Origin of the sequence: Enterobacter hormaechei subsp. xiangfangensis, from assembly GCF_001729785.1 — a bacterium.
Taxonomy (GTDB): Bacteria; Pseudomonadota; Gammaproteobacteria; order Enterobacterales; family Enterobacteriaceae; genus Enterobacter; species Enterobacter hormaechei_C.
Window position 1 is genome coordinate 3,675,883 of record NZ_CP017183.1, and the last position, 14,455, is coordinate 3,690,337.

General features: G+C 55.5%; 11 protein-coding genes. 3 read left to right on the forward strand and 8 right to left on the reverse strand.

The features are described 5' to 3' along the window. Nucleotides 1-105: 105 nt before the first annotated feature. Nucleotides 106-1,275, forward strand: a complete 1,170-nt coding sequence (locus BFV63_RS17535) for a M20 aminoacylase family protein (RefSeq protein ID WP_069597579.1) — start codon at nt 106-108, stop codon at nt 1,273-1,275. 27 nt (nt 1,276-1,302) lie between these two features. Continuing rightward, nucleotides 1,303-2,700 (forward strand): MFS transporter, encoded by a 1,398-nt coding sequence (locus BFV63_RS17540; RefSeq protein WP_023323679.1) that lies wholly within the window; start codon nt 1,303-1,305, stop codon nt 2,698-2,700. Between the two features lie 17 nt (nt 2,701-2,717). Here the strand turns inward: BFV63_RS17540 and queE are convergent, their stop codons facing one another. Genes queE through BFV63_RS17555 form a run of 3 tightly spaced genes read right to left on the reverse strand, consistent with a single transcriptional unit; the run spans nt 2,718 to nt 5,710 of the window. Then, nucleotides 2,718-3,389, reverse strand: coding sequence for a 7-carboxy-7-deazaguanine synthase QueE (queE, locus tag BFV63_RS17545; protein ID WP_006811780.1), 672 nt, complete (start codon nt 3,387-3,389; stop codon nt 2,718-2,720). A gap of 54 nt (nt 3,390-3,443) precedes the next feature. Further along, nucleotides 3,444-4,151, reverse strand: a complete 708-nt coding sequence (locus tag BFV63_RS17550; RefSeq protein WP_045337387.1) for an N-acetylmannosamine-6-phosphate 2-epimerase — start codon at nt 4,149-4,151, stop codon at nt 3,444-3,446. Further along, on the reverse strand, nt 4,151-5,710 hold the full coding sequence (locus tag BFV63_RS17555; protein WP_045343911.1) for a PTS transporter subunit EIIC: 1,560 nt from the start codon (nt 5,708-5,710) through the stop codon (nt 4,151-4,153). Before BFV63_RS17555 ends, BFV63_RS17550 begins: the two co-directional genes overlap by 1 nt. Nucleotides 5,711-5,875: 165 nt before the next feature. On the opposite strand from BFV63_RS17555, the gene BFV63_RS17560 reads away from it, so the two are divergent. Then, a complete protein-coding gene (locus tag BFV63_RS17560; protein ID WP_069597580.1) occupies nt 5,876-6,700 on the forward strand; it encodes a MurR/RpiR family transcriptional regulator in 825 nt (274 codons plus the stop codon). 52 nt (nt 6,701-6,752) lie between these two features. Here BFV63_RS17560 and eno read toward each other — a convergent pair whose 3' ends face one another. From eno to rlmD, 5 genes are all read right to left on the reverse strand, one after another. Then, a complete protein-coding gene (eno, locus tag BFV63_RS17565) occupies nt 6,753-8,051 on the reverse strand; it encodes a phosphopyruvate hydratase (RefSeq protein WP_006811784.1) in 1,299 nt (432 codons plus the stop codon). Nucleotides 8,052-8,133: 82 nt separating this feature from the next. Then, complete coding sequence (gene pyrG, locus BFV63_RS17570; protein WP_003862718.1) at nt 8,134-9,771, reverse strand: glutamine hydrolyzing CTP synthase; 1,638 nt, start codon at nt 9,769-9,771, stop codon at nt 8,134-8,136. Between the two features lie 223 nt (nt 9,772-9,994). Beyond that, entirely contained in the window at nt 9,995-10,786 is a 792-nt protein-coding gene (gene mazG / locus BFV63_RS17575; RefSeq protein ID WP_003862720.1) for a nucleoside triphosphate pyrophosphohydrolase, read from the reverse strand. 67 nt (nt 10,787-10,853) lie between these two features. Continuing rightward, a complete protein-coding gene (relA, locus tag BFV63_RS17580; protein ID WP_048242010.1) occupies nt 10,854-13,085 on the reverse strand; it encodes a GTP diphosphokinase in 2,232 nt (743 codons plus the stop codon). A gap of 51 nt (nt 13,086-13,136) precedes the next feature. Continuing rightward, on the reverse strand, nt 13,137-14,435 hold the full coding sequence (rlmD, locus tag BFV63_RS17585) for a 23S rRNA (uracil(1939)-C(5))-methyltransferase RlmD (protein ID WP_048209536.1): 1,299 nt from the start codon (nt 14,433-14,435) through the stop codon (nt 13,137-13,139). Nucleotides 14,436-14,455: the final 20 nt, after the last annotated feature.

A 14,455-nucleotide genomic window follows, 5' to 3' on the forward strand; every position in this document is an offset into this window, starting at 1 on the left:
AATCAAAACAAAGCCGTCGCTTTACAACAAAAAATTGCATTTTCAGGCAGTACGATCGTCATAGACTCGAAATTATCATCGTTTGGCAGAAAAAGGATAACAAAAATGACACATCCAATTATCGAAGCTCTGCGTGGCAACGAAGCTCGGTTCACTGAATTACGGCGCTATTTTCATCAGCATCCTGAAATTGGTTTTGAGGAGCACAATACGAGCGATCGCGTTGCAGCGCTGCTTCAGGAATGGGGATATGAGGTTCATCGCGGGCTGGCGAAAACCGGTGTGGTCGGCACACTGAAGGTGGGTAACGGGCATAAACGCCTGGGCCTGCGCGCCGATATGGATGCGCTGCCAATGCAGGAAAACAACGGCAAGGCGTGGAGTAGTACCGTTGAGGGTAAATTTCACGGCTGCGGTCATGACGGCCACACCACAACGCTCCTGTATGCAGCGGAGTACCTGGCACGCACCCGCAATTTTAACGGCACGCTGCACCTTATTTTTCAGCCCGCGGAAGAACTTCTGTATGGCGGACGCGTTATGGTAGAGGACGGTTTGTTTGACCTGTTCCCCTGCGACCACATCTTTGGTCTGCACAATATGCCGTCACAGCCCCTCGGAAAAATTGGTCTGCGCGATGGCGCCATGATGGCCTCTTCCGACACTCTTCATATTGAGGTTAACGGCGTGGGTGGTCACGGCGCGGTGCCAGAACATACCGTTGACGCCACCCTGGTTGCCTGTCATATCACTATCGCGTTGCAGTCGATTGTTTCGCGCAACATTACCCCCTTCCAGCCAGCCGTCGTTACCGTAGGCAGCATTCAGGCCGGGCACGCCCCCAACATTATCAACGACAAAGTATTGATGAAACTTACCGTGCGCACGCTGGATGAACGCGTGCGGCAAACCGTGCTACAGCGTATCCATGATATCGCCGTTGCACAGGCGGAAAGTTTCAATGCGACGGCCACCATTCGACACATTAACGGCAGCCCGGTACTGAAAAACAATCCGCAAGCCAATGAGATGGTGCGCAACGTCGCCACCGATCTGTTCGGTCAGGATTCCGTCGCGGAGGTGAATGCGTTTATGGGCAGCGAAGACTTTGCTTTCATGCTCGAGAAAAATCCCAATGGATGCTATTTCACCCTTGGCGCCGGCGATGAGCCGGACCGCTGCATGGTACATAACACGGGTTACGACTTTAACGACAACATTCTCCTCACCGGCGCGGCGCTGTGGGCCGCACTGACCGAACACTATCTGCGCTGATTCGCACCTTCCCGGGAGGGCTGCACTATGAGTACCGTTTCCCTGACAGGCGCATCCGCCTACGCCGGTAACGATCGGCTGCTGGCGGGTATCGTCATGAGCGTTCTGACATTCTGGCTGTTTGCCCAGTCGGTTATCAACGTGGTTCCGGCCATGCAGAATAGCCTCGATATTGCCCTCGAAACCCTTACGCTGGCCGTCAGCCTTAGCGCGTTGTTCAGCGGCTGTTTTGTCGTCGCCTGCGGTGGGTTTGCCGATAAGTTTGGGCGCATGCGACTGACCATGATTGGCCTGATCCTGAGCATGATCGGGAGTGGTCTGCTGTTCATTTCATGGGAGCCCGTCCTGTTTCTGTTGGGAAGAGCGATACAGGGGCTATCAGCGGCCTGCATCATGCCCGCCACGCTGGCGCTGATTAAGACCTGGTATGACGGTAAAGCACGCCAGCGCGCCATCAGCTTTTGGGTTATCGGCTCCTGGGGCGGCAGTGGCCTGAGCTCGTTTGTGGGAGGCGCCATCGCCACCACGCTGGGCTGGCGCTGGATATTTATTTTCTCCATGGTGGTGGCTCTGGCCGCGCTATTGCTTATCCGCGCCACCCCGGAAAGCCGCAGCCCTGATGCGTGTCGACACAAACTGGATATCAGCGGCCTGGTGAGTTTTGTCCTTATGCTGGTGCTGTTCAATCTGTTTATCAGCAAAGGACACAGCTGGGGCTGGAGCAGCAGTTTATCGCTTCTTGTACTGTGTGGAGCCGTGATTGCACTGATGTGTTTTGTCGTTACCGGACGACGGAAAGGCGATGCGGCACTGATCGATTTCGCCCTGTTTAAAAACCGGGCCTATAGCGCCTCGGTATTCTCAAATTTCCTGCTCAACGGCTGCATTGGCACCATGATGATCGCCAGCATCTGGTTGCAGCAAGGCCATCATCTGTCACCGCTACAGACCGGCATGATGACGCTGGGGTATCTGGTTACCGTACTGGCGATGATCCGGGTGGGAGAAAAACTGCTTCAGCGCTATGGCGCCAGGCTGCCGATGATGACCGGCCCGCTGCTGACCGCAACAGGTATTACGCTGATTTCATGCACCTTCTTAAGCAAAGAGGTCTACATTGTCACCGTCTTTCTGAGCAATATTTTATTCGGGCTGGGGCTCGGATGTTACGCCACGCCCTCAACGGACACGGCGGTAATGAATGCCCCTGAAAACAAAGTGGGGGTGGCTTCAGGGATCTATAAGATGGGCAGCTCCCTGGGCGGCGCAATGGGGATCGCGGTCACCGCATCGCTGTACGCGCTATGGCTGCCGATGGGAACGGCCAGTGCCGCGCAGTATGCCTTGCTTTTCAACAGTGCGATTTGCCTTGGGTCGGCAGTCGTGACCTGGGCTTTACTGCCAACAACAAAAGCCCCGCGTTAAGCGGGGCCACAAAAGTATCAGGCAATGTTCAGATATTTGTGCGTCTGCATCGACAGGCGCCAGTTGCGGGCGATACAGGTTTCAATGCACAGACGGGTTGCATCGTCTTTCTGGCTGATAGGCTGTAGCGCGATCACGCGCTGCTTTTCGTCCGTCAGCGTCGCCAGCAGTTCGTCCAGCGCTTCGATGTCACGCACGCGCCCCACCGGATGTTTGATCTCATCAGCACGCTCAAGCGCCTGCGATAGTACGTCATACCCGCCGCGCATATTCACTTTCGGTGAAACCGTTACCCACGTTGAATGGGAGCAGCGCACTTCATGGGTACCGCTGGTTTCAATCTGACAGCTATAGCCGTTCTTCTCGAGCAGTTCGGTGAGCGGCATCAGATCGTGAATGCAGGGTTCCCCGCCGGTGATCACCACGTGCCGCGCCGTCCAGCCCTGACGACCAATAATGGCAAGCAGATCTTCCGCGCTGCCCGCGCCCCATTTATCGCTCTCTTTGGTTTTCGCCAGAATGCTGAACAGCGACACTTCCCGATCTGCGAGCTTATCCCACGTATGTTTGGTATCACACCAGGCGCAGCCAACCGGGCATCCCTGTAAACGAATAAAGATAGCGGGAACGCCGGTAAAGTAACCCTCGCCTTGAAGGGTCTGGAACATCTCGTTAATCGGGTACTGCATAGTCAACTCTGTTAAGGGGATAAACGATAAGTATCGCAGATCCCCGTCAGATGATCATGCTCCATCGGTGCTTTGCGCGCCAATTGCCGCCATAAACCGTTCCGTAATTTGCTGCGGTCGGGTGATCGCCCCGCCGACGACAACCGTGTGCGCCCCCAGCGCCAGACACCTGGCCGCGCGATCGGGGGTATCCACGTTACCTTCGGCTATCACGGGGATCGTGACGGCAGACAGCACCTCTTTCAAAAACGCGCAGTCATTTTCCGGTAGCGAATGGCCCGCGGTCTCCGCCGTATAACCGTAAAGGGTGGTTCCGACACAATCAAATCCCAGCGCCTGCGCGGTCACGGCCTCCTGCACGGTGGCAATATCCGCCATCAGCAGCAGCGACGGGTAACGGGTGCGGATCTGCGCGATCAGCATGTCCAGCGATACGCCACCGGGCCGTTTCCGGGCGGTCGCATCCAGCGCAACGATCTCCGGGGCGACCGCCATCAGCTCATCCACTTCTTTGAGCGTCGCGGTGATGAACACCTCGCTGTCCGGATAGTCTCGTTTGATGATGCCGATGACCGGCAGTGAGACCAGCCCTTTGATAGCCTCGATATCCACCACGCTATTGGCGCGGATCGCAGCGGCACCGCCCTGGGCCGCCGCCAGCGCCATTCGCGACATAATAAACGGGCTGTGCAGCGGTTCGTTTTCCAGCGCCTGGCAGGAGACGACCAGTTTTCCTTTCAGGTTATCCAGTACAGTTTTCATTACGATAAGATCTCTTCCACTTCGTTTTTGATAATGGTGACGTGCGGGCCATAGATGACCTGAACCCCGTTACCGCGCACGATGACGCCGCGCGCGCCGGTCGCTTTCAGTGCAGATTCATTGACTTTGCTACCGTCTTTCACCGTGACGCGAAGGCGCGTGGCGCAGCAGTCAACGTCATCCAGATTGTCTTTTCCTCCCAGCCCGGCGATCACCGCCGCGGCGCGCTCGCTTTGCGGCAGGGTAGCCTCGTCAGCCAACGCCTCCTTTTCACGGCCCGGCGTGGCAAAATCAAAACGTTTGATCAGATAGCGGAAGGTACAGTAGTAAAGGAAGAACCACGGTACGCCCACCAGCGGGACGAACATCCAGTTAGTTTTCGCTTCCCCCTGCAAAATGCCGAACAGCACGAAATCAATAAACCCGCCGGAGAAAGTTTGTCCGATGGTGATGTGCAGAATGTGCGCGAGCATGAACGCCAGCCCGTCAAACAGCGCATGAATGACGTACAGCACCGGGGCAATAAACAGGAATGAGAACTCTATGGGCTCGGTAATTCCCGTCAGGAATGAGGTTAACGCCGCAGAAAGCAGCAGCCCGGCGACGCGCTTCTTATTCTCCGGCCTGGCCGTGTGGTACATCGCAAGGCAGGCGCCCAGCAGGCCAAACATCATGGTAATAAAGCGCCCGGACATGAAGCGCGACGTGCCCTCATAGAAATGCTGCGTGTTCGGGTCGGCGAGCTGGGCGAAGAAGATCCGCTGCGTGCCCTCAACCAGGTGACCGTTAACAATTTCACTGCCGCCAAGCGCGGTGGTCCAGAACGGAAGATAGAAGATGTGGTGCAAACCAAACGGGCCAAGCATGCGCAGGATGAAGCCGTACAGCAAAGTCCCCAGATAGCCGGTGGCATCCACCAGCCCGCCGAGGCCAAAGATCAGCTTCTGAAAATGCGGCCAGACCACGGTCATCAGCGCGCCGACGAGTATCGCCGCCAGCGAGCTGATAATGGGAACGAAGCGTGAGCCGCCAAAAAAGCCCAGGAATTGCGGAAGCGCGATTTTATTAAATCGATGATGCAGTGCGCAGGTCACCAGCCCAATAACTACCCCACCAAACACGCCCGTTTCAAGCGTCTGAATACCCAGCGTCATGCCCTGCCCTGCGGCGCCCGGGTTCTCATGCGCCAGTTTTCCGGTCAGGATCAGCAGCGCATTGATAGTGGCATTCATCACCAGATAAGCGAGCAACGCCGCCAGCCCTGCCGTGCCTTTATCATTTTTCGCCAGCCCAACGGCGACCCCAACAGCAAACAGTACCGACAGGTTTGCAAACACAATCGAGCCTGCGCTGCTCATGATGGTAAAGATGGCCTGTAGCCAGCCAACGTCTAAAAATGGATACGCGGTAAGCGTATTCGGATTCGATAGCGCCCCGCCGATCCCCAGCAACAGACCTGCTGCGGGCAGTATGGCGATGGGTAACATAAAGGATTTGCCAAAGCGCTGCGCTTTTTCAAACCATCCGCCGGAAGACGCTCCGCTGAACATTTGCATCATTTTTTATCCCCCTGGTTGTTGATGAAAATTTTTACCACATATATTTTTAATTGTGAAAATTACCACCAAAAACCAGGACACCGATCATACTTTTTCGAAATGACTGGCATCTCTCCCCCGCTTTCCGCCACACTAGTTGGCAGAGAAACGCATTAAGGATCTAGCATGTCGGACCATGAAAACCTGCTGCTGAAGCTACGCCAGGAGGCTTCCGGGTACAGCCCAACGCAACAAAAACTGGGGGAGTTTGTCCTCAACGATCCTGCCAGGGTGCTCTACCTGACGATCACCGAGCTGGCGCGTGAAAGCGGCACCAGCGAGGCCAGCGTCACACGCCTTTGCCGCACGCTGGGCTGTAAGGGGTATAACGAATTTAAAATGGCGCTTGCGCTGGATATTCAGCAGGGTTTGCCTGAGCGTCAGGCAGGAGATGCAATAGATAACGTGGTGGATGAGTCTGTCCAGGCGCTGCAAGATACCGCAAAACTCCTCGACCGGGCCCAGCTTGAACAGGCGACACTGGCCCTGCATCAGGCGCAGTCAGTGCAAATTTACGGAGTGGCGGCCAGCGCGATTCTGGGGGAATATTTGCATTACAAGCTGCTGCGACTCGGCAAACCTGCACAGCTGTTTAGCGATATGCATCGCGCCGCCATGAATGCGACGACGCTCTCGAAAAAGACGCTGGTGGTGGCCATCTCAAGTTCCGGCTCTACACGGGATCTGCTTCACGTGGTGAAACTCGCCCGCAAGAGGGGCGTTAAGGTACTGGCGCTCAGCAATACGCCTCGCAGCCCGCTGGCCTCCCTGAGCGATTTACAGCTGGTTGCAGCCAAACCCGAGGGACCGCTGAGCGCGGGTGCGCTCAATGCCAAGGTTGGCGTGATGCTGCTGGTTGAACTGCTAACCACTTCCCTTATTGCAGTAGACAGCCATTACGGTGACGTTAGCCAGCAAACGGCAAGCGCCACGTTGCCGCTTCTGCTATAGAAAACAAAAAACCCGCCGAAGCGGGTTTTTTCATAAGAACGAAGGTTCAGGCTTATGCCTGGCCTTTGATCTCTTTACGACCGTTGTAAGGTGCTTTTTCGCCCAGCGCTTCTTCGATACGAATCAGCTGGTTGTATTTAGCAACACGGTCAGAACGGCTCATAGAACCGGTTTTGATCTGGCCAGCAGCGGTACCAACAGCCAGGTCAGCGATGGTAGCATCTTCAGTTTCGCCAGAACGGTGAGAGATAACCGCGGTGTAGCCAGCGTCTTTCGCCATTTTGATCGCAGCCAGCGTTTCGGTCAGAGAACCGATCTGGTTGAATTTGATCAGGATGGAGTTAACGATACCTTTCTCGATGCCTTCTTTCAGGATCTTGGTGTTGGTTACGAACAGATCGTCACCAACCAGCTGGATTTTGTCGCCCAGTACTTTGGTCTGGTATGCGAAACCATCCCAGTCAGACTCGTCCAGACCGTCTTCGATAGAAACGATTGGGTACTGTTTGGTCAGGTCTTCCAGGAAGTGGGTGAACTCTTCAGAGGTGAACGCTTTGTTGCCTTCGCCAGCCAGAACGTATTTACCGTCTTTGTAGAATTCAGATGCTGCGCAGTCCATCGCCAGGGTGATGTCTTTGCCCAGCTCGTAGCCTGCTGCTTTAACCGCTTCAGCGATAACAGCCAGTGCTTCTGCGTTAGAACCCAGGTTTGGCGCGTAGCCGCCTTCGTCACCAACAGCCGTGTTCATACCTTTAGCTTTCAGAACTTTAGCCAGGTTGTGGAACACTTCAGAACCCATACGTACCGCTTCTTTCAGGGTTTTCGCGCCAACTGGCTGAATCATGAATTCCTGAATATCAACGTTGTTGTCTGCGTGCTCACCACCGTTGATGATGTTCATCATTGGTACAGGCATAGAGTATTTGCCTGGGGTGCCGTTCAGTTCAGCGATGTGCTCGAACAGTGGCATGCCCTTAGCTGCTGCTGCCGCTTTGGCGTTCGCCAGGGAAACCGCCAGGATTGCGTTCGCACCGAAGTTAGATTTGTTTTCAGTACCGTCCAGATCGATCATGATCTTGTCGATGCCAGCCTGATCTTTAGCATCTTTGCCAACGATAGCCTGAGCAATAGGACCGTTAACAGCGCCAACCGCTTTCAGTACGCCTTTGCCCATGAAACGGGATTTGTCGCCATCACGCAGTTCCAGCGCTTCGCGGGAACCTGTAGAAGCACCTGATGGAGCCGCTGCCATACCGACGAAACCACCTTCCAGATGAACTTCAGCTTCAACGGTCGGGTTACCACGGGAGTCGATGATTTCACGACCGATGACTTTAACGATTTTGGACATTAGATTTTCCTCAGTACAAGTTAAACTAAAACTCCAGACAAACAACGCGTACCAAAGGTACGCGTTGCCGTTCTAACTTTTTTTACTTCGCCTGACGCTTCTGGTACTCGCTGGCGGCTTTCACGAAGCCTGCAAACAGCGGATGCCCGTCACGCGGCGTTGAAGTAAATTCCGGGTGGAATTGGCAGGCCACGAACCACGGATGGTTAGGCACTTCGATGATCTCGACTAACTGATCATCCCCGGAACGGCCCGCAACACGCAGACCCGCAGCTTCAATTTGTTTCAACAACATGTTGTTGACTTCATAGCGGTGACGATGGCGCTCGGTGATGACCGGCTCGCCGTACAGCTTGCGTACCACGCTATCGTCGGACAGCTGGCAGGCCTGTGCGCCAAGACGCATGGTGCCACCCAGATCGCTCTTCTCGGTACGGACTTCGACGTTACCGTCTTCGTCGCGCCATTCCGTAATCAGCGCCACAACAGGGTACTTACAGTCTGGCACAAATTCCGTAGAGTTCGCGTTTTCCATTCCCGCTACGTTGCGCGCAAATTCAATCAGCGCAACCTGCATACCCAGGCAGATACCGAGGTATGGAATATTGTTTTCACGCGCATAGCGTGCAGTGGCGATCTTGCCTTCAACACCACGGTAGCCGAAGCCGCCAGGGATGAGAATCGCATCCAGATCTTTGAGAATTTCGACGCCGCGCGTCTCCACATCCTGCGAATCAATCAGCTTGATGTTCACAGAGACGCGATTCTTCAGACCACCGTGTTTCAGCGCTTCGATAACTGACTTATAGGCATCTGGCAGTTCGATGTACTTGCCGACCATACCGATAGTCACTTCGCCGCCCGGATTGGCTTCTTCGTAAATCACCTGCTCCCATTCAGACAGGTTAGCTTCCGGACAGTTCAAGCTGAATCGTTTACAAATATAATCGTCCAGACCCTGTGATTTCAACAGGCCCGGAATTTTATAAATGGAATCGACATCTTTCATTGAAATAACGGCTTTTTCAGGCACGTTACAGAACAATGCAATTTTCGCACGTTCGTTCGCCGGAATCGCGCGATCGGAACGGCAAACCAGGATGTCAGGCTGAATACCGATGGAGAGCAGCTCTTTAACAGAGTGCTGAGTCGGTTTGGTTTTCACTTCACCTGCTGCCGCCATGTAAGGCACCAGCGTCAGGTGCATGAACAGCGCGTGCTCACGACCAATATCTACCGCCAGCTGACGAATCGCTTCGAGGAATGGCAGGGATTCGATATCCCCCACGGTACCGCCGATTTCAACCAGCACAACGTCATGCCCTTCGCCACCGGCAAGGACACGCTCTTTAATGGCGTTAGTGATGTGTGGGATGACCTGCACGGTCGCGCCCAGGTAGTCACCACGGCGCTCTTTACGCAGAACGTCAGAGTAGATACGACCAGTCGTAAAGTTGTTACGACGGGTCATTTTGGTACGGATGAAACGCTCGTAGTGGCCAAGATCCAGATCGGTTTCAGCGCCGTCTTCAGTAACGAACACTTCCCCGTGTTGGGTTGGGCTCATGGTGCCAGGATCGACGTTGATGTACGGATCCAGTTTCATCATGGTCACATTGAGGCCACGGGCTTCAAGAATGGCTGCGAGGGAGGCTGCGGCAATGCCTTTACCCAGAGAGGATACGACCCCGCCGGTCACAAAAATATAGTTCGTTGTCATGCTGAACCTGAGAAGTTAGGGTGAAACGATGGAATAACCAGGACGGGAAAGTAGTATACCCGAACACGACGAGCGCCACAAACTTTCATTCTCCGTCTCCATTCCAGGCCATGACAAACATAAGGAGTGAGAAAATAGCCCCTTTTGGGTAAATGTTTTTGACGCAAATCAAGCGCTTGTCATTTAAAAAATCACACAAATTGCGCTTGATCGCAAAATCTCGTTAGAGATCATGTTCCTGGCGTTTTACTTCCTGCCAGACTTCTTCCATCGCGTCGAGGTCAATCCCGCTCATTTCCAGGCCGCGCGAGGCCACAATCCGCTCAACTTCGCGAAAGCGTCGTTCGAATTTAATGTTCGCTTTTTGCAGGGCGGTTTCCGCTTTTACACCGAGGTGGCGTGAAAGGTTGACGGTTGCAAACAGCAGATCGCCCATCTCCTCTTCCAGCTTTGCTTCATCCACAACGGCCTGCTGCGCTTCATGCATCACTTCGTCGATCTCTTCGTGTACTTTTTCCAGCACCGGGCCGAGAGAGGTCCAGTCAAACCCTACCGCCGAGCAGCGCTTTTGAATTTTGTGCGCGCGCATCAGCGCGGGAAGGTTCAGGGGAATGTCGTCCAGCGCCGAGTGCTGGGATTTTTCAGCGCGTTCAGCGCTTTTTATCTGCTCCCAGCGCGCCAGCACTTCCGCACTGTTGCCTGCGGAGGCATCACCAAAGATATGCGGATGACGACGCTCCAGCTTGTCGCTGATAGCGGCGCAGATATCGTCAAAGTTAAAGCGCCCCTCTTCCTGCGCCATCTGCGCGTAGAACACCACCTGGAACAGCAGGTCGCCCAGCTCACCGCGCAGATCGTCGAAATCCTCGCGTGAAATGGCGTCCAGCACTTCGTAGGTCTCTTCCAGCGTGTAAGGCGCAATGGTGGCGAAAGTCTGCTCTTTATCCCACGGGCAGCCGTTTTCCGGATCGCGCAGGCGTTTCATGATGCCAAGCAGGCGGTCGATTTGAGTCATAACAGATTCCATTAAATGCCTGAGCCGGGTGGCGGCGTTGCCTTACCCGGCCTACAGAAGAGGATGTTTAGCCACCGTGCAGACGACGCGCGTCAATCACATCCGGCACCTGATTCAGTTTGCCGAGTACGCGGCCCAGCACCTGAAGGTTATAGATTTCGATAGTCATATCGATGGTGGCAAGCTGCTCGCGGGTATCGCTGCGGCTGGCAACGCCCAGCACGTTGACCTTCTCGTTGGCGAGAATGGTGGTGATGTCGCGCAGCAGGCCGCTGCGGTCGTTGGCAGTGACGCGCACCACCAGCGAGTAACCCGCCGAGTAGCTCTCCCCCCAGACGGCTTCCACGATACGTTCCGGCGCATGCGATTGCAGCTCTGCAAGCTGATCGCAGTCGGAGCGGTGAATCGAGATCCCACGCCCCTGGGTGATAAAGCCGACAATATCGTCTCCCGGGATCGGCTGGCAGCAGCGGGCAATATGGTGCATGAGGTTACCCACCCCTTCAACCACCACGCGGCCATTGTCCTTGCTGCGCTGCTGCGGAGCGTAGGTTTTCTGCTGGAGCTGTTTCAGCGCCGCCGCATCCTGCTCCGCTGCGCTTGGCTTGTTGAACTGCGCTTGCAGGAAGTTCACCATCTGGTTCAGGCGGATATCGCCGCCACCAATCGCCGCTAACAGTTCGTCGAGCTCGTTGAAGTTGTAGCGTGGCAGCAGGAACTTCTCCGCCTCTTTCAGGCTTATCCCGATATGTTCCAGCTCGTCGTCCAGGATCTGATGACCGGCAAGGATGTTCTTGTCACGATCCTGCTTGCGGAACCAGGCGTGGATTTTAGAGCGCCCACGGCTGGTGGTAACGTAACCGAGGTTCGGATTCAGCCAGTCGCGGCTTGGGTTTGGCTGCTTCTGGGTGATGATTTCAATCTGATCGCCCATCTGGAGCTGGTAGGTAAACGGTACGATACGTCCGCCGATCTTCGCCCCGATGCAACGGTGCCCCACATCGCTGTGGATGTGGTAGGCGAAATCGAGCGGCGTGGAGCCTGCCGGCAAATCAACCACGTCCCCTTTCGGGGTAAAGACGTAGACGCGATCGTCGAAGACCTGACTGCGCACTTCGTCGAGCATTTCGCCGGAGTCGGCCATCTCTTCCTGCCACGCAATCAGCTTACGCAGCCAGGCGATACGGTCCTCGTGACCGGAGCGACCTCCACCGGAGGTACCCTCTTTGTATTTCCAGTGCGCCGCCACGCCCAGCTCGGCGTCTTCGTGCATCTGTTTGGTACGGATCTGAATTTCCACCGTTTTGCCGCCAGGGCCGAGCACCACGGTATGGATAGACTGATAGCCATTCGGTTTCGGGTTCGCGACGTAGTCATCGAACTCATCCGGCAGATGGCGGAAATGAGTATGCACTATCCCCAGCGCGGCATAGCAGTCCTGAAGACGCTCCGCCACGATACGCACCGCGCGCACGTCAAACAGCTCGTCAAAGGCGAGGTGTTTCTTCTGCATTTTGCGCCAGATGCTGTAGATGTGCTTTGGACGCCCGTAGACCTCGGCGCGCACATTCTCCTCTTTCATCGACTGGCGCAGCCCGCTGACAAATTCCTCGATATAGTGCTCGCGGTCAATGCGGCGTTCGTGCAGCAATTTTGCAATGCGTTTGTATTCCGCCGGATGCAGGTAGCGGAAGCAGTAATCTTCCAGCTCCCACTTCAGTTGCCCGATACCCAGACGGTTCGCCAGCGGCGCATAGATATTCGTACACTCTTTGGCGGCCAGGACGCGCTCGTCTTCCGGCGCATCCTTTACTTCACGCAGATGGGCAACCCGTTCGGCCAGCTTGATCACCACGCAGCGGAAATCATCTACCATCGCCAGCAGCATACGACGAACGTTATCCACCTGCTCGGAAGAGACAGAGTCAGTTTGCGCGGCTTTAAGCTGACGAATGGCTGCCATATCACGTACGCCGTGGATAAGCGCCACGACGGACTGGCCGACGCTTTCACGCAGGACGTCTTCCGTCACCACGTCGGCGTCCGCCAGGGGGAACAGCAGTGCGGCCTGTAGCGTTTCGATGTCCATGTTCAGCATGGAGAGAATTTCAACCATCTCCACGCCGCGCCACAACAGCAGTTCAGCGTCCGGATGCCCCTGCGTTGTGCGTAAACAATAGGCCCAGGTTTCGGTTAAGCGTTCACACGACTGCTGGCTGGAAATCCCCAGACTTGCGATCCATTTTTGAGGGTCAAACTCACCAGCTTTATTTAAATGTGCACTTCTTACCGCAACCATCGTCCTCTCCTTTAGGGACAAGGGCCTGTCGAAGTCGACAAGCCAAACTCATTAGATGTGCTCGAACAACACCATCGATTCCAGATGACCAGTGTGCGGGAACATGTCCAGCATTGCCAGACGCCGAATCTGGTAACCCCCGCTCAATAATGCTTCGCTGTCACGGGCAAGCGTCGCCGGGTTACAGGAAACATAGACCACGCGTTCAGGCGCGAGTTTAATTATATGCTGCATCACGCCCGGCGCACCTGCGCGCGCCGGATCGAGCAGGATCTTATCAAAGCCCTGCTTAGCCCACGGTTGCTGAGTGACATCATCCTCAAGATTTTGATGAAAGAATGTCACATTTTGCAAACCGTTCTGTTGGGCGTTCTCCTGGCCTTTCGCCACCAGCGCCTCAACGCCTTCCACTCCGACCACGCTTGCTGCTCTGCGGGCCAGCGGCAGGGTAAAGTTCCCCATGCCGCAGAACAGATCGAGCACCCGGTCAGTGGGCTGTACGTCGAGCCATTCCAGCGCGTTCGCCACCATCTGTTGGTTCACGCCGTCGTTGACCTGGATAAAATCCCGCGGGCTGAACGTTAAGCGTAGCCCGTGTGACGCATACCAGGGCGCTTCTCCGCTGACCTGCTCAAGTATCTCGCTTTGCGGCGCGAGGAAAAGCGCAAGCTCATGAGAATGCGAAAAGCGTTCCAGTTTTTCGCGATCCGCCTTTGACAGCGGCGCGGTGTGGCGCAGCACCATCAGCGGGCCACTGTTGGCCAGCACCAGTTCGACATGGCCGAGCGAACGCACGCCATCCAGCGATGCAAGACAGTGGTGCACGTCCGGGAGCAATGCCTCAAGATGGGGCACCAAAACAGGGCACTGCGTGACAGAGACGATATCGCTGGAGCCGGCTTTGCGAAACCCCATCTCCAGCCGCTCGGTTTTGGGCTGGTAGCTGAGGCTCAGGCGAGCGCGGCGACGGTAGCCCCAGGGCCGATCGGCAATGATGTCATTCACGTCGTGTCCGACCAGGCGGGCCAGCGCGCTGCTTTTACTTTTTTGCTGTAATTCAGTGCTGGCATGCTGTTGCTGGCAGCCACCGCAGACGCCAAAATGGGGGCAGCGAGGCGTCACGCGCTCCGGGCTATCATTAAGACGGCGCTTGACCTGACCGCGCGCATACTGACGTTTGTCTTCCGTCAGCGTAATATCTGCACGTTCTCCTGGCAGCAAACCTGTGATAAACAGTGTTTTACCCTTGTGACGCGCCACCCCCTGTCCAAAAGGATCGAGGTCAGAGGCTTCAACAGTTATGATCTGACGCGTCGTCACGCGTCGTTTTGCAGAGTAGAATTGCGCCATCGCCGAGATTGTTCTCAAAT